This is a genomic window from Allobosea sp. P4_H5 (assembly GCF_056400825.1).
Genome location: NZ_JBFUKM010000003.1, coordinates 411978 through 430325, shown reverse-complemented (window position 1 = coordinate 430325; position 18348 = coordinate 411978). Strand labels below are relative to the sequence as shown.

Below are 18348 nucleotides of genomic sequence, written 5' to 3'. Positions count from 1 at the left end.
GTCCTATGCTCGACGGCCACAGCATCGCCGATGGAACGGATCAGGCGCGCGCGTTGCCTTCGGCAGACGACGTGCGGGCGGAGCTTGACCGGCTCATCGCGAGTCCCGAGTTCAACATCCCGGGCCGGGCCAAGAAGTTCCTGCGCTATATCGTCGAGGAAACGCTGGCGGGACGCGCGGCCCGCATCAAGGCCTACACCGTCGGAACGGAGGTCTTCGACCGCGATTCCGCTTTCGATGCCCAGAACGACCCGGTGGTGCGGATCGAGGCCGGGCGACTGCGGCGCGCGCTGGAGCGCTACTATCTGATCGCCGGAGCGGCGGATTCCGTCACCATCTCCATTCCAAAGGGCGGTTATGTGCCGCTTTTCGAGTTGCGTGCGGCCCGGCAGGCCGCGCCGTTAGCCCCAGTGTCGCCTGCGCCCGACCCGGCTTCCTTGCCGCCGCCGCAGCGACGTGTGGCCTGGCTCGGAGCCGGCATGGTCCTGTCCGCCATTCTGTTCATCGGTATCGCTGTGTTGAGCGGCCCACGCGACGTTCCCAAGCCGACGATCGAAGCCCCGGCGGTATCGACTCTTGCCATCACGCCGTTCGTTAATCTCGGCGATATCCCGGAGGCGAAGATCTATGCCGAAGGGCTGACCGAGGAGGTCATGAGCCAGGTCGCGCGCTTCAAGGAACTGTCGGTCCTCGGGCGCGAAACCTCTCGGAATATCCCGCCCGGCGCCGATGCAGCGCAGATCTATCGCACGCTTGGTGCTAGATATGTCCTGGAGGGAAGCGTTCGCGCCGCGACCAATCAACTGCGGGTCACTGGCCGGCTGCTCGATGCGAGGACTGGGACAGTGCTGTGGTCCCAGAGCTATGACAACGACTTGCATGTGCGCGATCTCCTCACAATCCAGAACGATGTAGCGCAGAAAGTCGCCACCGCCATTGCGCAACCCTACGGCATCATCTTCCAGGCCGACGAACTACGGACCGGCGCGAAGGCGCCGGACAATCTCGAGGCCTATGCCTGCTCCCTCAGGTTTTACGGCTATCGAACCGCACTCTCCGCCGAGAGCCATGGCGCCGTCCGCGGGTGCCTCGAACAGGCCGTCGCCGCCAATCCCGGCTATGCAACCGGCTGGGCGATGCTGTCGATCCTGTATCTCGACGAGAATCGCTTCGGCTTCAACCCAAAGCCGGGCTCGCCAGCGGCCATTCAGCGTTCGACAGATGCAGCGCGCCGCGCAATCCGTCTCGATCCCGCAAATGTGCGGGCGCTTCAGGCACTCATGATGGCGCTGTTCTTCTCCCAGCAACCGGCGGAAGCGCTCGAAATCGGCGAGCGGGCCGTGGCCTTGAATCCGAACGACACCGAGTTGCTCGCCGAGCTCGGTACGCGCGTGGGGCAAGTCGGCGCCTGGGCCCGCGGCACTGCTCTGCTGGAGCAGGCACTTGCCCGTAATCCCGCGCATTCCGACTTTTATAATGGGGTCTTGGCTCATCACGCCTATATGCAGCGCGATTATCGGCGCGCCGAAGCGCTGATCCGGCAGGTCAGCCTGAACAAGTTCCCACTCTACCACTTCGTCGCCGCCATCATCTACGCCCAGCTCGACAGGAAGCCGCAGGCGGCGGCGGCGAAAGGCGAGTTCCTCCGCCTGCTCCCGAAATTCTTCGAGGATTGGGAGCATGAGATGACCAAGCGCAACTACCGGCTGGAAGATGCCACCCACCTGGCCGAAGGCGCGCGGAAGGCCGGCTTTCCGTTGCCGGCCACGACGGCGGCGGAGACCGCTTTCGGGGGCGCTTCCCCGCAGCACTGAGCGCCGGGGCCACCCCGAACATACAGGATGCTACATGCCATGTAGCTGCGCCCCTGCTAATCGGGGACAAGGCGATCCGGTGTTTCGAGGCGGCCAGAGCGAACTTCCGACAGGCTAGCTGCCCCGACGCGGTGGGGGCCTTTTCGGATAGAGCGGGGCAACGGCAGTGTGCATGGCCACAGCGGAGCACGTCAGAATTCGAACCTGGCTCATCGCAACGCTTGCCGTGGCGGTGCTGGGAGCAGGTTGTGGGACCCGGCCGGAGACCGGCTTCCTCGCCCCAGTTGCAGCGATCGACGCAAAGGGGACGGCCCACACGATCCTGGTTGCGACGACCCGTAAGCGGGATGAGAGGCCGGGCACCTTCTTCGGCGGGGAACGCGCAACGCCTCTGGATTTCGCCAGGATCGAAGTCTCGGTCCCTCCCGGGCACAAGTCGGGCGAAATCGAATGGGCCTCGACGGCGCCGGGGAACGCACAGACCGATTTCGTCGTTCGCCGCGCCGGCTATCTAGACGGCGAGAAGGCGTTCGTCCGATCGCTCAATGCGCAGCTCGCCGCGCGTCCGCGCGGCAACCGCAAGGTGATGCTGTTCATCCACGGCTACAACACGATGTTCGCCGAGGGGCTCTACCGTTTCGCCCAGGTCGTTCACGACGCCAAATCACCCGCCGTGCCGGTGCTGTTTACCTGGGCGTCGCGCGGTGAGCTGACGCAGTACGTCTATGACAACAACAGTGCGACGACGGCGCGCGACGATCTCGAACGGACCATCCGCCTGATCTTCGCGAGCGACGCCGAAGAGGTGAATATCCTGGCCCATTCGATGGGTAACTGGGTCACGGTTGAGGCGCTTCGGCAGATCAAGATCTCCGGCGGACTGGCGCAGGTCGGCAAGCTCGGCAACCTCGTGCTGGCGGCGCCCGATATCGACATCGATGTCTTCAAGTCGCAGATGCAGCGCTTCGGCAAACCCAAGAAGCCCTTCTTCATCGTCCTGTCCAAGGACGACAAGGCGCTGGGCGCCTCGCGCTTCATCGCTGGTGGCCAGGAGCGTCTCGGCGCCGGAAGCAACACGGCGGAGCTCGCCGAGCTCGGCGCCGTGGTCATCGATCTGTCGGACGTTGCGGCAACGGACTCGTCCAATCACGGCAAGTTCGCTCAACTCGCGGCCATTGCACCGCAATTGGAGCACGCATTGGCCCAGGGCGTCGACAGGAAGCCCGGCGCCGCCCAAGAGGCGATGGGAGAGTCCCTGAGCACCGTCATTTCGCTACCGATCAAGATTCTCGGCCTGCCGCTGAAGATCATCGCGCAATAGCCACGAGCCGACGCAGAACGACCGGAGACCTATTCGATACGCCCATTCAAACCAGCGGAGGAGACACTCATGACGGCGAAATTTTCTGTCCTTTCGGCCTCGGCACTGCTGGGCGGGCTCATGACCCTAGCCCCGATCCAACCGGCGGAGGCGGTTGTCTACTGCAAGACGGTCGGCATCCCGAAAGGCTGCGTCGCTCGGGTCGGAGCACCCGTCGCTCGGCGCGCTGTCGTAACACCGGGTTTGGGTGCGGCCGGCGTCGGAATACGCCCCGGCACGCCGATGAACCGTGGTGGGCCGGTGAACCGAGCCGGCAGGCGCTAACTACCGGCTTCGATCTCGCTTCCCGGGGCGATTGACGGTGTTCAACTTCACATATGCGAACTCGCAACGGGCTTTGAGCAGCTTGCGGCGCGGCTGGAACTTGGAAGGTGCGCTGCCGGTGCTTGTACAGGCCGATAGCGATGAGGCGGTGGAATGACGAATGGCGTTCATTTCGGCTTTGCAGTTCGACGCCGACGAAAGCCGAAAATTGTTCGTAAGATCTGCAAAATGGAGATGTCCGATGTTGAAGAGCATGAGCGTGATCGTCGCAGTTTCGCTCGGGCTGGGGGTTGCGGGTTGCGCGACCAATCCGACAGTCACGAGCCAGACAGTCATCGTGGCCGGTATCGGGCCGGTGGAAGTCGAGCGACTTGATGTCGAGGTCGCCGCCGTAAATCCCGCCGAGCGCATTGTGGTCATTCGGCAGGGCCGCCAAACATGGCCGGTCGCAGTGCCGGAAGTATTCGGAAACCTGCAAAACATCGGCCCCGGTGACAGGGTCGAGGTTCAGCGCGTCGAAGGCGTGATCCTTGGCGCCAAGCGTGCTCGCAAGGGTGCCAAGCCTGCGATCATCTATACGGAGGCGGTCAGCGACCCCTCCTTCCAGAACCTGCCGGAAAAGTTCGTCGTGCGGTCGCTGACGTTGACCGCGAGGTTCGAGAGTTTCGATCCGACAACCAACGTCGTGAACTATGTCGGACCGGCCGGAGCGCGGACCCATACTGTGTCGGACCCCGTCATCCAGAACGATCTCAGGCGTCTGAGGCGCGGTGACATGGTCGAACTGACCTTCGCACAAGCCTTCCACTTCCGGAAGTACTGACCCCTCGGCTCATCGAGGCGTATGGATGGCTAGGTCGGGCGCGAGCTCAAATCCAGAAGGAAGCGAGCATCGCGTCCAGCTCCGGCGAGAGCGCCGGAGAACACATCTCCAGCAATATGCTGAGGGGGAGGTTGGCGCATTGAATCAGCGCCGGATGTTCGATGATGGCCCATTGCCGACGTTCGGAGTGTTTGCTTTAGGGCAGCTGTCAGAGCCGGCAGTCAAGCAGCCCAGATTGCCTCACGGTTTGCGGGATTCATCGGGTCCAGATAGGCGGCTTTTGCTGTTTATTCAGTTTAGGCCGCAAGCAGATCGCCAGTGCGAATGGCGAGCTCGTCGGCGACAGTCAGGTTGGGGCTGACGATCGGTTCGAAGGAAAACGAGTCACCACCTCGTTCGTCGCGTGGCTGAAACCGGCAGGAAGCTCCCGGTCCAACCCGCGGGTTGCGGGTCGAACGTTACGCCAGGCAGTCGCCATGCTTGAACTCACTCGCTCCACCGATGAGGCTGACTGACCCGCCACTTGCACCCAGCGCTGTAACGCCGAGCCTGCGACATGATCAAAGCCATACTCAATAGCGTCGCCACAGCCTGGATTGCGCGCGATGTCGAGCGCGGCGACATCCCTGAGGGGATGACCGTTCCATTGACGCTGCTCGCGGCAAGGTTGCCCGCGCCGATCCTCGTGGTTGGAGCGCTTGGCTACGGCCTCTACCGTCTCAACATCGAAACGCGAGCGCACCACGCCAAGGACGTGACTCTCAAGCGCCGACGCTCAGCGCCACGGAAAGCGCCTTCAACCTCGGCGCGCCGCGGCCGCGGCAGCACGGCTCAGAGCTGATCCGTTGTTCGGAGATCAGCTCTTCTTGGTCCGCGTCCGATCAGGCAAAGCGTCGATCGCCTCGGCAGCGCCCTGATCCCTATGGAGCACGCCTTCGCGCAACACCTTGCGGGCGGCCTCATTCTTCTTGTTGGGGTCGGTCGCTAGCGGTTTCGTCTTAGGCGTCGCTTCAAGGCCGATATCCTTCGGCTTCTTGCCAGCGTTCCTGGCGCTGGCCGCAAAGGTGGCGAGAGCTTCGGGTTGCTTGGCCATGGCTTTTCCTCCGTTTGCGTTGCAACCGGAGCGGGGCCTGGTTGTTCCCTGGCTTAGGAAAGCCGCCGGCCGGCGGGCTGGTGGCGTAGCGTGCGAGCTGCGGAGACGGCCTACTCGGCCTTGAGATCTTCCGCAGACGACTTGCCCGACCTCTTGTCCGCAACGACCTCGTAGGAAATCTTCTGACCCTCTTGCAGTTCCCGAAGGCCGGCGCGCTGCACCGCGCTGATATGAACGAACACGTCCTGACCGCCTCCGTCCGGCTGAATGAAGCCGAAGCCTTTCGTGGTGTTGAACCATTTCACTGTGCCGGTCGCCATTCCCGCCTCCTTGTTGGGATTGCGAGCATGGCTGCCGTCGCCTTGGAGGGCAACTGTGCGGGAGGGGCTTTAAATTTTCAGAACCCTGTCATTTGCTATTGCGCCGTTGAGGGGCTCCAGCCATGGAGGCCAGCCCCTAGAGTCTGCTTATGCCTATTACTCCCGCGCAATTCCTCAGATCGAACCTCCTGCTGCTCGCAGGTGGTGCGATTGCTCTGCTGATCATAGTTCTCGCGGCGTTCTGGTTGACCTGGGTCTCCGAACGCCAGTTCGAGGAAGTGGTCGCGGTACGCGAAACACGAAGTGCGACAGCCGACCTTCTATCGCTCGCCCAGGATGCCGAAACCGGCCAGCGCGGCTACCTGTTGTCGCGTGATGCCGCTTATCTTGCGCCCTACACCGATGCCGTGGCCAAGTTCGAGACGACGCTGCAGCGCGCGAAAGCATCCGCCGGAGCCGCCGAACTGGCGCAAGCAGAGGTCGCGCGACTGGAAGAGGCGCTGCGCGGGAAGCTGGCTGAGCTGGCGCAAACCGTCGCCTTGGCGCAACGCGGCGCCTGGGACGACGCAATCGCCACACTTCGTCGAGGCTCCGGCCGCGATCTGATGGATGAAGCCCGCGTTGGACTCGGCAAGGTCATCGCGCAATCCGAGCAACGGTTGCAGCAGGCGATCGCCGACCAGGAAACCGCATCGGCGCGGTTGCGCTGGACCATCGCTCTTGGTGCACTGGTGATCATTCTCTTCGCGGCCGCGGCATTCTGGACGATTGCGCGATATACTCGCGAGATCATCCTCGCCCGCACCGAGGTCGCTGCCCTGAACATCGGGCTGGAAGACCGCGTGCAGCAGCGCACCGAAGCGCTCACACGGGCTAACGAAGAGATCCAACGCTTCGCCTATATCGTGACCCATGATTTGCGAGCGCCGCTCGTGAACATCATGGGCTTTACGAGCGAGCTCGAAGCGACTGCGGCACCCATCAAAACCTATTTCGATGCCGTCGAAGCAGCTACCCCGGCGATACTGGAGGAAGCCCGCACGGCGGTCGACGTGGACCTGCCGGAAGCGATCAGCTTCATACGGTCCTCGACGCGCAAGATGGATGGACTGATCAACGCCATCCTGAAGATCTCGCGCGAGGGAAAACGGATCCTGCGCGCCGAAGCGATCGATCTCCCATCCGCGCTCGAAGCTGCTGCGGCGGCCGTCCATCATCAGGCGAGTGAGAACGGCGACGGCATCACCGTCGATTGTCCGCCGCTCAAAATCCGTAGCGACCGTTTATCGATGGAACAGGTTCTCGGTAACCTCCTGGACAATGCGATCAAGTACCGGTCGCCGAAGCGCGAGCTCAAGGTGCTGATGCGCGCGAAGCGGGAGAAGTCCGGCTGGGTAGTCATCGAGATCGAAGACAACGGCCGAGGCATTGCACCGACCGACCACGAACGGATTTTTGAGCTCTTTCGTCGATCCGGAACGCAAGACAAGCCAGGCGAAGGCATCGGGCTGGCGCATGTCCGGACGATCGTCCGCAATCTCGGCGGCGACATCACCGTCAGGTCCGAGTTGGACACTGGCACGACCTTCTCGATCTTGTTGCCGCCTGACCTCAGCGCGGTTCAGCGGAGTGCCTCCACGTGAGCAATGGAAAGCCGGTTTCGATCGTGATGATCGAGGATGACGAGGGGCATGCCCGTCTCATCGAAAAGAACATCCGCCGAGCAGGTGTGAACAACGAGATCATCCCGTTCCAGAACGGCACGGACGCGCTGGCGTTCCTGTTCGGTGCGGACGGGACGGGTGAAGCCAGCTCCCGTCGGCAGCTGCTCATCCTGCTCGACCTGAACCTGCCGGACATGGCTGGCGTCGACATCTTGGAGAGGGTCAAGGCGAACCAACATACCCGCCGCTCGCCGGTCATCGTTCTGACTACGACCGACGACAGCCGCGAGATCCAGCGCTGCTACGATCTCGGTGCGAACGTCTACATCACGAAGCCCGTCGACTACGAGGGCTTTGCCAACGCTATCAAGCAGCTGGGGTTGTTTTTCTCGGTGATGCAGGTTCCAGAAACCGAATGATGCGATCGGCGGCGACGCGGTAATGCCCAACCGCACAATCAAGGTCCTGTACATTGATGACGACGCCGCCTTGGGGCGGTTCGTTCAGCGGATTCTTGGTCGCCGCGGCTACCAAGTCGATCACGTGACGACCGCCGAGGATGGGCTCGTGCGTCTGGACGAGGGCGAAATCGACGCGGTCATTCTCGACCACGACCTCGGCGCGACCTCAGGCCTTGCCGTCCTCGAGGATCTGAAAGCACGCGAGCAAGCGCCCCCAGTCGTCTATGTCACCGCTTCGACTGAGCTCTCCATCGCGGTCCAAGCGCTCAAGGCGGGCGCCGTCGATTATGTCGTGAAGGCAATCGGCGATGATTTCGAAGTGCTACTGGTTGCTGCGCTTGAACAGGCCGTCGAACGCGCCCGACTGATGCGGGCGAAAGAAGCTGCTGAGCAAGAGGTTCGGCAGGCCAGGGACCGCGCCGAAATGCTGCTGGCGGAGGTCAACCACCGCGTAGCTAACAGCCTGGCGCTCGTCAGTTCACTAGTCCGGATGCAGGCCGGTGCTGTGAAAGAGGCTGGCGCCAAGGCGGCGTTGGCAGAGACGCAGGCACGCATCACGGCCATCGCGAACCTGCACCGTAGCCTCTACACCTCGACAGACGTCCAGCGGGTCGATCTCGCAGCCTATCTGGAAACGCTCGTCGGCGAATTGGGCAACTCGATCACCGCTTCGGGCAGGACGCCGATCGTCAAGCTCGACGCCGAGCCGGTCTCGATCAAGACGGATCGCGCCGTCTCCGTCGGCATGATCGCGACGGAACTCGTCACCAATGCCCTGAAATATGCCTACCCGGCCGGCGAAGGAGAGGTCCGCGTCAGCATTACCCGGACCCAACCCAATCAGATCACGCTCAGTGTTGCTGACGACGGTATCGGCTGGACGAGGGACGGGACGGCAAAGGGCAGCGGGCTTGGCGCGAAGATCATCGCCGCGATGTCGAAAAGCCTGGGATCGCACCTTGAATATCGCAGCCAGCCAATCGGCACGCTGGCGTCGATCACATTCGATGAAAAGCTGGGATAGAGCGAACGCTAGGCTAGCGCGCGACCGTCGGCCTCGGACTAGAGGTTGATTGCAATCGCCAACGCCAGATTGAGCGCCAGGGCAAGATAGATCCAGAACTCCAGGGAAAGGTCGCACCGCATTCGATTTATTCCTCGCTCGTCGCGAGCAATTCCGCGGCAAGCGGATCGTTCCGCGTTCCGGGGGATTTGATGCAAATGCCAGAGATGTTGGTGAACGATCGGTTGCCATCGCCCGCATTGGAATCTTCGAGCGCGCCTCAGCCGCTCCTCCGTTGACTCGTGCAACAGGTGGAACATGACGATGAACTGGATAACGGCCGCAGGCGCCATTGCCGCGGTTTGCTCGATGGTCAGCTTCGTGCCGCAGGCCTGGCGCATCGTCAAATCTCGCGACACCAGCTCGATCTCGCCTACGATGTACAGTTTCACCGTGGCGGGTTTCGCACTTTGGACCTTCTACGGCGTTGGACTCGGCGAGTGGCCGTTGATCGTGACGAATAGCGTCTGTCTGCTGCTTGCCTCCTTCATTCTCCTGATGACGTTGCTGCCGCAGGCGAAAAAGGACGCAATGGCTGATACCATGGATCCTGATTCATAAGATCGAGGGCTGATGGACAAGGACCATTATCTTCGCGGGCTCGTTCGGAAGCTCGAGACGAGTTCGCCCTTGCAATCAGAGGAGCGAGACCAGCTTCTCCGGCTGCCGCTGATCCTCAAACAGTTCGAGAGCGGGCACGACATCGTCAGCGAGGGGGAGCGCACGAAGCAATGCTGCCTCGTCGCTGAAGGGCTGGTTTGCCGCTATAAGATCGTGGGCGACGGGCAGCGCCAGATCCTATCCTTGCACCTGCCGGGCGACATCCCCGATATCCATTCGCTCCTCATCGAGCTGATGGATCACAATCTCGCAACGCTCACGCCCGCGACCGTCGGCTTCATTCCTCATGAGGCCGTTCGGGCCCTGACCCGCTCTTATTACCGGATCGCGGAAGCATTCTGGCGCGAGACGCTCGTGGAGGCCGCCATCTACCGCGAGTGGATGGTGGGAATCGGCCGGCGCTCGGCTCCGAGCCGTATCGCTCACCTGTTCTGCGAGTTCATCACCAAGATGACGGCGATCGGCCTTTCCGACGGCAAGACCTGCGAGCTGCCACTGACGCAGCCGGAAATCGCCGATGCACTTGGACTCTCCACCGTTCACATGAACAAGAAGCTGCGAGAGATCAGGCAAGCTGGGCTAGTGCGCCTTCGGTCAAACAGGCTGACGATTCTTGATTGGGCAGGCCTGTGCAAGCTGGCGGATTTCGATCCCGACTATCTGCATTTGCGGGAAGTCCGCTCCAAAAAGTGAGTTTGCGCTGGAACACCGGAGGGCGAGCCGCATTTGACAGGCATGCCCCGGTATTTCTTTCACACGCGCGACGGCCAGCACGTCGAATTGGACGACGAGGGCACTGAATTGCCCAATGACCAAGCTGCCAAAAATGCTGCGAAGGAGCTTCTCGCTGGAATCAATCGCGAAAAGCTCCCCAATGGCGACCACATGGAATTGGCGGTCGTCGTAAGGGATGCCGCTGGTGCTGACATCTATACGGTGACCCTGAATCTCGACGGCCACTAGGGGCTCGCATTCCCGCTCAACCGTTTCAGCAAACCGCGGCGTTTCGAAGCAATCCACCGAACCACTTCAAGGCGCTGACACGGAACTTCTCTTCGCTGCCGCCGTTGTTTGTAGCAACTGGCTAACTCTCTGGCACATAAGGAGATTCCGATGCGAAACGTGGTTCTCACGTTCCTTTTCTGCGCCTTGATGTCGACGGCGGCCATCGCGCAAACGTCGACCACCGCCCCGACGCCGTCGCCGAACGCTCCGGCGGACGCCAACGCGCCGCTACCCGGCGCCAACAGCTTCACCGAAGGGCAGGCCAAGAGCCGGCTTGAGGCCAACGGCTATTCCAATGTCGGTAGCCTCAAGAAGGACGACAACGGCGTCTGGAAAGGCACTGCGACCCATTCCGGCGCACAGGTCAGCGTCTCAGTCGACTATCGCGGCAACATCACCCGCAACTGACCACCGGCCTTCTATCTCAAGACGAGGAGAATTCTCATGCGTACTGTCACCCGTTCCTACGAGACCTACGATGCTGCGCGCCGGGTGGTCGACGATCTCCAGGCTGCCGGATTCCCCGCGGCGAACATCAGCCTAATCGGCCGCCACGCGAGCACTGACGACAGCAACGCTGGGGAGGGCGCCGGCATTGGTGCGGCTCTCGGCGGCGCGGCGGGCCTGCTCGCCGGACTCGGCCTTCTCGCCATCCCCGGGATTGGCCCGGTCGTCGCGGCTGGTTGGCTTGCGTCCACCGCAGCCGGTGCCGCGGCGGGCGGCGTGACCGGCGGAATCATCGGCGCGCTCACGAGCGCCGGCGAGGATGAGGCGAGCGCCAACTATTACGCCGAAACGGTGCGGCGTGGCGGTAGCGTCGTTTCGGTGAAGGCCCACGAGGACCAGGCGCCGGCGGCGGAGGCCATCATGGATGGCGCGGCTCCGATCGATCGCGACGCACGGCTCACGGACTATAGGAATGAGGGCTGGTCGCAGTTCGACGAGCGCGGCGAGCCGTACCGTCCCATCATCTGATCTTGCATCGCCCGATCTTGCTCCGCCGGCCAATCTGGCGGGGCATTTCTTTTGTCTGAGTGATTAGGAACCGGGCGGCTGCGCAAGGCGTTTTCTGGCGGATTGATCAGCCCGAGAGGCAAGCCTTGCCCGTAGATGACTTCGTTTCTTGCGAACGCGACCCATTCGCGGTGCTGGTCGACCCAGTGGACATCGCGCGCGTCCATGCTGCCGTCGACTGCGCCTGGTCGGCGCTGCGATTGCGGTGCCTCATCCCGTCTGATTGCCAGCCTGCAAGAGCGAGCCTGTATGGGATCGTGGCGAGCAACATCCATTTCGCGACCGATGATCATGAACTCATTCGCCGGTCGGTCGATCGTTTCCTGATCAGCCGCCGTCGCAAGCGCGCAAGAAGCAACTAGGCCACAGGGCCGCGCGCGCAACACCAGGGATTCCGCGGTGAAGTTGGCCAGCTTCAACATCAACGGCATCAAAAGCCGTTTGCCGGTCCTGCTGCGGTGGCTGTCCGAAGCTGAGCCGGACGTCGTCTGCCTGCAGGAGCTGAAGGCGCCTCAGAGCAAGTTCCCGGAAGCCGCGATAAGAGCCGCGGGATATGGGGCAATCTGGCACGGGCAGAAGAGCTGGAATGGCGTTGCCATCCTGGCCCGCGGTTCCGACCCGATCGAAACACGCCGAGGTCTGCCGGCCGATGAAGAGGCTGCTCCGAGCCGCTATATCGAGGCTGCCATTGGCGGGGTGCTGATTGGGTGCCTCTATACGCCGAACGGCAATCCGGCGCCGGGTCCAAAGTTCGATTACAAGCTCGCCTGGCTGGAGCGGCTCACCTCTCATGCAGCTGAGCTGCTCGCTCACAAGATTCCGGTCGCTCTGATCGGCGACTTCAACGTGATTCCGACCGAGATTGACGTCTACAAGCCGGAACGCTGGGTCGACGATGCGTTGTTCCGGCCTGAGGTGCGCCAGGCCTTTCGAGACCTAATCGCGCAGGGATGGACCGACGCAATTCGGGCCATGCATCCGGATGAGCAAGTCTACACCTTCTGGGACTATTTTCGGAATGCCTGGGGCCGGAACGCGGGGCTTCGGCTCGACCATTTGCTGCTGAGCTCGGAACTATCCAAGCGGCTCGTCGCCGCCGATGTTGATCGGCATGTGCGCGGCTGGGACAAGGCGAGCGACCATGCTCCGACGTGGATTCAGCTGGGCCCGGCGAAATAGTCTCGTTCGGGTTCAGTTCGCTGCAATAGCGGCCAGCAGATCAGCGCCACATGCCTCGCATCTTGGCGCGAACGTCGATCTTTGGCCCGGTCGAGGCCGACCGTCCGTCAGCGGGCGCTACGAGAGGCCAGGCGCGCCGCTTGAAATGCATCAAGAGATTGTTTGGGATGAAGCGCGTGCGCGCTGCATAGACGTGCCGGTCACCAGTCGACGACTGGCCGTGTGTGAAGAAGCGCTGCGGCACCATCAGATGCAGATCATCTTTGGCGCGCGTCATCGCGACATAGAGCAGCCGGCGTTCCTCCTCGATTTCGTCCTTGGCGCCTGCGCCTAAGTCGATCGGAATGCAGCCATCCACCACGTTCATGACGAAGACCGACTTCCACTCCTGCCCTTTGGCCGAATGGATGGTCGAGAGGATCAGGTAGTCCTCGTCGAGATGTGGCATGCCGGCTTGGTCGCTGGTGGCATCGGGTGGATCGAGCGTCAGCTCGGTCAGGAAACGCTCGCGCGAGGGATACCCGCCAGCGATCTGCTCGAGCTGCAGGAGATCGGCCTGGCGCGTCGTCGCGTCCTCATGGATGCGCTCCAGATGCGGTTCGTACCAAAGCCGGGCGCGCTCGATCTCGGCCGGCCAGCCCGACTTGCCGGAGCGCAGCGTCTCGATCGCCTCAACGAACGCGGTCCAGTCCTCGCCGGCTCGGGCCGGAGCGGGGGCATCGCGCAAGGCTTCTGCCCCGTCGGGCGCCTGCGCCAGGTGCTCGATGACACGCTGGGCCGAGGTCGGCCCGACGCCCGGCATGAGCTGCATGACGCGGAAGGCGGAAACCCGGTCGCGCGGGTTCTCGACGAAGCGCAGCAGCGCGAGCAGGTCCTTGACGTGCGCGGCGTCGAGGAATTTCAGCCCGCCGAATTTTACGAACGGGATGTTCCGGCGCGTCAGCTCGATCTCGAGCGGGCCGCTATGGTGCGATGCCCGGAAGAGCACGGCCTGCTGTTTCAGCGCCGCGCCGGCCTCGCGGTTCTGCAGCACCATCTCTGCGATAAAGCGCGCCTGGTCGGCCTCGTCCCGGACATTGACCAATTCCGGTGCTGCCCCGGCGGCGCGATCGGTCCAGAGGTTCTTGGTGAAGCGCTCGGCGGCGAGATCGATCACTGCATTGGCGGCCCCGAGGATCGCCTGTGTCGAACGATAGTTCTGGTCGAGCGTGATGACTTCGGCCGGCGGCGAGAAGGCGAGCGGGAAGTCGAGAATGTTGCGGACGGTCGCGGCGCGGAAGGAATAGATCGACTGCGCATCGTCGCCGACCACCGTCAGTCCGCGGCCATCGGGCTTAAGCGCCAGCAGGATCGACGACTGCAGCCGGTTGGTGTCCTGGTATTCGTCAACCATGACGTGGTCGAAGCGTTCCCCGACATCGGCAGCGAGGTCGGCGTCGGTCATCGCCTGCGCCCAATAGAGTAGCAGGTCGTCGTAATCGAGCACGTTCTGCTGCTGCTTGGCCTCGACATAGGCCGCGAAGAGCAGCTTCAACTCCTCCGCCCAGGCGATGCACCAGGGATAGGACAGCCGCAGGACGTCCTCGATCGGCTGCTCGGCGTTGACGCAGCGCGAATAGATCGCGAGGCAGGTGCCCTTGGTCGGAAAGCGCGCCTCGGTTTTCGAGAAACCGAGCTCGTGCCGGACCAGGTTCATCAGGTCGGCGGCATCCTCACGGTCATGGATGGTGAAGGCGGGATCGAGTCCGATTTGCTCGGCGAGATCGCGCAGCAGCCGCGCGCCGACGCCATGGAAGGTGCCAGCCCAGTTCAACGCATCGACGGCGACTCCGGCGCCTTCACCCATCACCTTGCGGGCGATGCGTTCGACGCGGCGGATCATCTCGGAGGCGGCTCGGCGCGAGAAGGTCATCAGCAGGATGCGCCGCGGGTCGGCGCCGCAGACGATGAGATGGGCGACGCGATGCGCCAGCGTGTTGGTCTTGCCAGAGCCGGCGCCAGCGATGATCAGCACTGGTGGGGCAGGGGTGGCATCGCCGCCATGCGATACGGCCCGTCGCTGCGCCGGATTGAGGCTGTCGAGATAGACGTGCGCGTTCATGTCGATTCGGTCTGCTGAAGTTGAAAGGCAGCACGGGTTGTATGCGTCGGCGATGTGGAATGACTGCTATCACGTTGCCCGCGGGCGGCCTGAGCGACGTCCACACATCCGACTCCGCCACGCCAGTTCTTATTATGTTCTCACGTCGGAGGGCAGAACGCAAAGCTGCCAGAGATTGCGCTCTAGCCCCTCATCCGCCTTGCCCGAGTAGCGCTCATTTTGCTTGACCGGCGACACTTGAAAGTCGGTCGGGTTGAGTGCCCAAGCCGTGATCGATGTCGGCGGATTCCTCGGTATCAGCGCGAAGCCGGTAGCCGTCCCTTTGAGCGAGCTCGAGCTCATGCGCGTTGAGGACGATGACGTTCACGCTGTCACGACTTGGACGAAGGATCAATTGAAGGCGATGCCGGAGCACGTCGACGCGTAAGGACGCGGGCCTGCTGCGTTGTAATGATCGGCCCGGTCTCGCTCGCGCGGGGCCGGGCCTTTTTGTCTTTTGATATTGCCGGCTCTCACGGCCGGGCTAAAATTCCACCGTTGGTGACATAGTCTGGAGAAAGGAGATGCCATTCTCATCACTGACGGACCCGGTCGAACTTGCCCGGGCGCGCGCAGCGCTTGACGCAGCCTGGGACGAAATCCGGTTGAGCCTGCCCGATCCATGCGACGAGCGAGAGCGATTGCGCCTCGCTTACATCATCGCCAGCTTGACGGTCATTGCGGAGGATGAGGACGATCTGACCCGACGCGCCGTTGAGCGGTTCCGACGAGCACAAGCATCTTGAGGAACGGCCCGTCGGATCTCCGGCGGGGCCATTTTGCACTACTGCGCTGGAAGCGCCTTTGCGTGCACCTTGTCCATCCTCGCTAAGGCGGATTGCAATTTGACCAGGGTTAGCGGATCGAACAAGAGTTCGACGTCGGTTGAGCCGTCGATTGCGAGTTTGATGATTGCTCCCTCCGTCGGATCCTCGCTGATGATGATGTTGATCACATCGAGCACCGTCGACGGTGTGCTTGGCTTTCCGTGCATGTCCGGCTCTCGCCTACTGGAACGGCGCCGGTCGCCGCTCGGATATTTTGACCCGAGATTTCGCCGGCCTCAAGTCAGCCTGGGGTAAGCGCTGGCCTTCCACAGCCTCCAAACAGGGTGGGTATCGCGTATGGAACCTCATCGCGGTGTTAGCGTGAGCCTTGGCGCTCTATCCGGGCAGTGCCTCTCTTCGATTGGTCGCCCCCAACAAGGCATCGGCGAGAGGCACCTTCCTCAGGCGTCGCCCAGACGATCGACGCGTTCGGTCGTCTCGATATCCTCGTCAACAACGCCGGTGAGCAGCATCCCGATCAAGAGATCGCCGATATTACCGAAGAGCAGCTTCGCAGGACATTCCAGACTAATATTTTTGGCATGTTCTTCATGACGCAGGCTGCCAGGCCACATTTGAAGCGGGGGGCAGCGATCGTCAACTGCACGTCGGTCACCAGCTACAAGGGCTCGTCAGAGCTGCTCGACTACAGTTCAACCAAGGGCGCAATCACGGCCTTTACGCGCGCTCTCGCGGCTAACCTGGTCGGAGACGGCATTCGCGTCAACGCGGTGGCACCGGGTCCTATCTGGACGCCGCTCAATCCTGTGGGCGGCGCGAGCAAGGAGAAGTTGGAGCACTTCGGCGAAGGCACACCAATGAAGCGGCCGGGGCAGCCCAACGAAGTGGCTCCCAGCTTCCTGTTTCTGGCGTGCGAGGACGCCAGCTATATGACTGGCCAAGTGCTGCATCCCAATGGCGGAACGCCGGTCAACGGATGATCATTGGCCCCTCGGGCTCTTCAGCTCGGTTGTGCCGCCAGCTTTTGGACGTACGTTTCGAGAGTTGTAGCGCCTCGGACCGGATCGTCGGAGAGATCAAAACCTCCATCGAGGCTGACTTCGGTCATTCGTGCATAGGAGGCAGCCGCCGCCTCGGAGAAACCGAGTAGGAGGAACGCTTCCTTCCACTTACTGCGCGGCGTGACCTCAACTTTAACTGGATCGCCGAGGGCACCCGAGAATGCCTCGGCGACGTCTTCGCTCGAATAGCGTTTTGGACCTTCAACATATCGAACGCCAATGTCAGTGGGCGGTGACAGAAGTCTCTCGGCGGCAACTTTGCCGAGATCATCTGGTGCGACCATCGGGATCGAGACATCCGCCGGAAACATGGTCGGCAGCTTGCCCGTTCGGCGGACGGTCTTGAGCAGCCCATCCCAATTGCTCATATAGTAGCCGGCGCGATTTATCGCTGAAGGGATCGATTGCGCACGGAGGCCTTCTTCGAGTTCCCAGAGAACATTGAGATCGCCGATGCGCTCACCAGGCTGGGCGCCACCTGTCGACTCCGCGACAACCTTCTCCAGCCCTGAGCCATCCAGAGCGCGCAAGATGTTGGCGACTGTGCGTCGTTCGACGACATCCGTGTTCTGCGACGTGTCAGCGGGAGGATTGAGCAGGAAGGCCCGTCGTCCTCGCTGAAATGCAGCCCTCAGGGAAGGCACATCCGCGACATCGGCCTTCACAAGCTTAGCGCCCTTCGCGAGCCATCCGGCAGCATGATCCGGGTCGCGCGTGACAATCGTCACCGCTTCGCCTCGGCTCAATAGCATAGCAGCTGTTGCCGAGCCGACGTGCCCGGTCCCGCCCATGATGACGAACATGGATGGTTCCTCCGTTCTCGTATCCGAAATCTGGTGACACAGGCGCAGCGCGGCCGTCGTGTGGGTCCAGGAACTGTGATGCATAAGCCGCATCGCGCTCCGGATGGCAGCTGCTCAAGATTGATGTGAGCGGCAGAAGCCCGCTCCGAAGAGCGGGCCTGTCGATTAGGTACCTGGCTGCGGCCGCGCACCGGCCAGCCGATTATTCGATTATCTGGACGACTCGACCCGTGTTCGGCTCGACGAGAACGGTCCGGTTGTTGACCACGGTGTAGCGATAGCCGCTCACGCCGTATTCGGTCGGAACCTCGCGATATACGACGCCTTGCTGCGGCAGGACGGTGCCGACCGCCATCGGCTCGGCATAGGTGTAGGAAGGGACGCGCTGCTCGACCACATACGCTCGGAAGCGCGGCGAATCGTCGATCATTACCCCACCGGCCGGGTCCCGCTTTAGGGGGGCCTCCACGCTGCCTGCGCCGAGCGCCGGATCGCGGGTTGAGCCGCCGGCTGGATCGCGGACGACTACCCCAGAATTCTGTGCGAACGCCATGGCAGGTAGCAGTGCGAGCCCGGCAGCGAAAAGAGCATTCCTGAGCATGTGACGTTCCTTCATCACGGTGAAAGCCGAAGTTCACACTTCGCTATCCCTCAGCCCGAAGAACTGCCCGACTATGCGGAGGTTCCGATGTGGAGCAGAGATCAAGTCAGCCGCTGGGCCCGCGGTCTTTGTTGCCACGGCTTGCGGTTTCGATCGCGGTGGCGAGAGAGACTAACTTGAGCCCCATCGGCCTGTGCCCGCATCGCCCTCAGAGGAGATCGGCGGAACATTTTATAGGGATTCTAAGTTGTCG

The 18348-nt window shown here is 62.4% G+C and carries 20 protein-coding genes and 1 pseudogene; 15 read left to right on the top strand and 6 right to left on the bottom strand.

Annotated elements, in window-relative coordinates:
* Window positions 1-5 precede the first annotated feature (5 nt).
* The 4 genes from AC1DS0_RS08625 to AC1DS0_RS08610 all read left to right on the top strand — a co-directional run bounded on the left by AC1DS0_RS08625 (window position 6) and on the right by AC1DS0_RS08610 (window position 5123).
* Entirely contained in the window at window positions 6-1814 is a 1809-nt protein-coding gene (locus tag AC1DS0_RS08625; protein WP_476813948.1) for a tetratricopeptide repeat protein, read from the top strand.
* Window positions 1815-1986: 172 nt separating this feature from the next.
* Window positions 1987-3135 carry an alpha/beta hydrolase gene (locus tag AC1DS0_RS08620; RefSeq protein ID WP_476813947.1) on the top strand — a complete coding sequence of 383 codons (1149 nt, stop codon included), beginning with the start codon at window positions 1987-1989 and terminating at the stop codon, window positions 3133-3135.
* A gap of 484 nt (window positions 3136-3619) precedes the next feature.
* Window positions 3620-4282 carry a hypothetical protein gene (locus AC1DS0_RS08615; RefSeq protein ID WP_476813946.1) on the top strand — a complete coding sequence of 221 codons (663 nt, stop codon included), beginning with the start codon at window positions 3620-3622 and terminating at the stop codon, window positions 4280-4282.
* A 556-nt stretch (window positions 4283-4838) separates the two neighbouring features.
* The gene (locus AC1DS0_RS08610) at window positions 4839-5123 is read left to right on the top strand and encodes a hypothetical protein (protein WP_476813945.1); all 285 of its coding nucleotides are present in this window, start codon (window positions 4839-4841) and stop codon (window positions 5121-5123) included.
* Between the two features lie 15 nt (window positions 5124-5138).
* On the opposite strand, the gene AC1DS0_RS08605 is transcribed toward AC1DS0_RS08610, so the two are convergent.
* Both AC1DS0_RS08605 and AC1DS0_RS08600 read right to left on the bottom strand, forming a co-directional pair.
* Entirely contained in the window at window positions 5139-5375 is a 237-nt protein-coding gene (locus tag AC1DS0_RS08605; protein WP_476813944.1) for a hypothetical protein, read from the bottom strand.
* A gap of 110 nt (window positions 5376-5485) precedes the next feature.
* On the bottom strand, window positions 5486-5695 hold the full coding sequence (locus tag AC1DS0_RS08600) for a cold-shock protein (protein ID WP_476813943.1): 210 nt from the start codon (window positions 5693-5695) through the stop codon (window positions 5486-5488).
* 149 nt (window positions 5696-5844) lie between these two features.
* Here AC1DS0_RS08600 and AC1DS0_RS08595 point away from each other — a divergent pair, with 149 nt between their 5' ends.
* The 9 genes from AC1DS0_RS08595 to xth all read left to right on the top strand — a co-directional run bounded on the left by AC1DS0_RS08595 (window position 5845) and on the right by xth (window position 12702).
* Window positions 5845-7338, top strand: coding sequence for a sensor histidine kinase (locus AC1DS0_RS08595; RefSeq protein ID WP_476813942.1), 1494 nt, complete (start codon window positions 5845-5847; stop codon window positions 7336-7338).
* A gap of 26 nt (window positions 7339-7364) precedes the next feature.
* On the top strand, window positions 7365-7778 hold the full coding sequence (locus AC1DS0_RS08590; RefSeq protein WP_476814027.1) for a response regulator: 414 nt from the start codon (window positions 7365-7367) through the stop codon (window positions 7776-7778).
* A 22-nt stretch (window positions 7779-7800) separates the two neighbouring features.
* Window positions 7801-8844 carry a sensor histidine kinase gene (locus AC1DS0_RS08585; RefSeq protein WP_476813941.1) on the top strand — a complete coding sequence of 348 codons (1044 nt, stop codon included), beginning with the start codon at window positions 7801-7803 and terminating at the stop codon, window positions 8842-8844.
* 297 nt (window positions 8845-9141) lie between these two features.
* Window positions 9142-9444, top strand: coding sequence for a SemiSWEET family sugar transporter (locus AC1DS0_RS08580; RefSeq protein WP_476813940.1), 303 nt, complete (start codon window positions 9142-9144; stop codon window positions 9442-9444).
* A 12-nt stretch (window positions 9445-9456) separates the two neighbouring features.
* Window positions 9457-10197, top strand: coding sequence for a Crp/Fnr family transcriptional regulator (locus tag AC1DS0_RS08575; protein WP_476813939.1), 741 nt, complete (start codon window positions 9457-9459; stop codon window positions 10195-10197).
* A gap of 42 nt (window positions 10198-10239) precedes the next feature.
* On the top strand, window positions 10240-10467 hold the full coding sequence (locus AC1DS0_RS08570) for a DUF6894 family protein (protein WP_465248244.1): 228 nt from the start codon (window positions 10240-10242) through the stop codon (window positions 10465-10467).
* 150 nt (window positions 10468-10617) lie between these two features.
* On the top strand, window positions 10618-10917 hold the full coding sequence (locus tag AC1DS0_RS08565) for a PepSY domain-containing protein (RefSeq protein WP_476813938.1): 300 nt from the start codon (window positions 10618-10620) through the stop codon (window positions 10915-10917).
* A gap of 36 nt (window positions 10918-10953) precedes the next feature.
* Complete coding sequence (locus AC1DS0_RS08560; RefSeq protein WP_476813937.1) at window positions 10954-11484, top strand: hypothetical protein; 531 nt, start codon at window positions 10954-10956, stop codon at window positions 11482-11484.
* 438 nt (window positions 11485-11922) lie between these two features.
* Window positions 11923-12702, top strand: coding sequence for an exodeoxyribonuclease III (gene xth / locus AC1DS0_RS08555; RefSeq protein WP_476813936.1), 780 nt, complete (start codon window positions 11923-11925; stop codon window positions 12700-12702).
* A 40-nt stretch (window positions 12703-12742) separates the two neighbouring features.
* Here xth and AC1DS0_RS08550 read toward each other — a convergent pair whose 3' ends face one another.
* Complete coding sequence (locus AC1DS0_RS08550; protein WP_476813935.1) at window positions 12743-14803, bottom strand: ATP-dependent helicase; 2061 nt, start codon at window positions 14801-14803, stop codon at window positions 12743-12745.
* 265 nt (window positions 14804-15068) lie between these two features.
* On the opposite strand from AC1DS0_RS08550, the pseudogene AC1DS0_RS08545 reads away from it, so the two are divergent.
* Window positions 15069-15230 (top strand): annotated as a pseudogene (locus AC1DS0_RS08545) (PRC-barrel domain containing protein); the annotation flags it as partial.
* Between the two features lie 396 nt (window positions 15231-15626).
* On the opposite strand, the gene AC1DS0_RS08540 reads toward AC1DS0_RS08545, so the two are convergent.
* Window positions 15627-15836 (bottom strand): hypothetical protein, encoded by a 210-nt coding sequence (locus tag AC1DS0_RS08540; RefSeq protein ID WP_476813934.1) that lies wholly within the window; start codon window positions 15834-15836, stop codon window positions 15627-15629.
* Window positions 15837-16016: 180 nt separating this feature from the next.
* On the opposite strand from AC1DS0_RS08540, the gene AC1DS0_RS08535 reads away from it, so the two are divergent.
* Window positions 16017-16610, top strand: a complete 594-nt coding sequence (locus tag AC1DS0_RS08535) for an SDR family oxidoreductase (RefSeq protein WP_476813933.1) — start codon at window positions 16017-16019, stop codon at window positions 16608-16610.
* 20 nt (window positions 16611-16630) lie between these two features.
* Here the strand turns inward: AC1DS0_RS08535 and AC1DS0_RS08530 are convergent, their stop codons facing one another.
* Together AC1DS0_RS08530 and AC1DS0_RS08525 are read right to left on the bottom strand one after the other, a co-directional pair.
* Complete coding sequence (locus AC1DS0_RS08530) at window positions 16631-17494, bottom strand: NmrA family NAD(P)-binding protein (protein WP_476813932.1); 864 nt, start codon at window positions 17492-17494, stop codon at window positions 16631-16633.
* Window positions 17495-17696: 202 nt separating this feature from the next.
* Window positions 17697-18095: a DUF1236 domain-containing protein gene (locus tag AC1DS0_RS08525; protein ID WP_476813931.1), complete on the bottom strand. Its 399-nt coding sequence runs from the start codon at window positions 18093-18095 to the stop codon at window positions 17697-17699.
* Between the last annotated feature and the right edge of the window lie 253 nt (window positions 18096-18348).

Coding starts and splice junctions, on each gene's coding strand:
- AC1DS0_RS08625 (WP_476813948.1), top strand. CDS start 6: ATGCTCGACGGCCACAGCATCGCCGATGGAACGGATCAGGCGCGCGCG.
- AC1DS0_RS08620 (WP_476813947.1), top strand. CDS start 1,987: ATGGCCACAGCGGAGCACGTCAGAATTCGAACCTGGCTCATCGCAACG.
- AC1DS0_RS08615 (WP_476813946.1), top strand. CDS start 3,620: ATGGCGTTCATTTCGGCTTTGCAGTTCGACGCCGACGAAAGCCGAAAA.
- AC1DS0_RS08610 (WP_476813945.1), top strand. CDS start 4,839: ATGATCAAAGCCATACTCAATAGCGTCGCCACAGCCTGGATTGCGCGC.
- AC1DS0_RS08605 (WP_476813944.1), bottom strand. CDS start 5,375: ATGGCCAAGCAACCCGAAGCTCTCGCCACCTTTGCGGCCAGCGCCAGG.
- AC1DS0_RS08600 (WP_476813943.1), bottom strand. CDS start 5,695: ATGGCGACCGGCACAGTGAAATGGTTCAACACCACGAAAGGCTTCGGC.
- AC1DS0_RS08595 (WP_476813942.1), top strand. CDS start 5,845: ATGCCTATTACTCCCGCGCAATTCCTCAGATCGAACCTCCTGCTGCTC.
- AC1DS0_RS08590 (WP_476814027.1), top strand. CDS start 7,365: ATGATCGAGGATGACGAGGGGCATGCCCGTCTCATCGAAAAGAACATC.
- AC1DS0_RS08585 (WP_476813941.1), top strand. CDS start 7,801: ATGCCCAACCGCACAATCAAGGTCCTGTACATTGATGACGACGCCGCC.
- AC1DS0_RS08580 (WP_476813940.1), top strand. CDS start 9,142: ATGACGATGAACTGGATAACGGCCGCAGGCGCCATTGCCGCGGTTTGC.
- AC1DS0_RS08575 (WP_476813939.1), top strand. CDS start 9,457: ATGGACAAGGACCATTATCTTCGCGGGCTCGTTCGGAAGCTCGAGACG.
- AC1DS0_RS08570 (WP_465248244.1), top strand. CDS start 10,240: ATGCCCCGGTATTTCTTTCACACGCGCGACGGCCAGCACGTCGAATTG.
- AC1DS0_RS08565 (WP_476813938.1), top strand. CDS start 10,618: ATGCGAAACGTGGTTCTCACGTTCCTTTTCTGCGCCTTGATGTCGACG.
- AC1DS0_RS08560 (WP_476813937.1), top strand. CDS start 10,954: ATGCGTACTGTCACCCGTTCCTACGAGACCTACGATGCTGCGCGCCGG.
- AC1DS0_RS08550 (WP_476813935.1), bottom strand. CDS start 14,803: ATGAACGCGCACGTCTATCTCGACAGCCTCAATCCGGCGCAGCGACGG.
- AC1DS0_RS08540 (WP_476813934.1), bottom strand. CDS start 15,836: ATGCACGGAAAGCCAAGCACACCGTCGACGGTGCTCGATGTGATCAAC.
- AC1DS0_RS08530 (WP_476813932.1), bottom strand. CDS start 17,494: ATGTTCGTCATCATGGGCGGGACCGGGCACGTCGGCTCGGCAACAGCT.
- AC1DS0_RS08525 (WP_476813931.1), bottom strand. CDS start 18,095: ATGCTCAGGAATGCTCTTTTCGCTGCCGGGCTCGCACTGCTACCTGCC.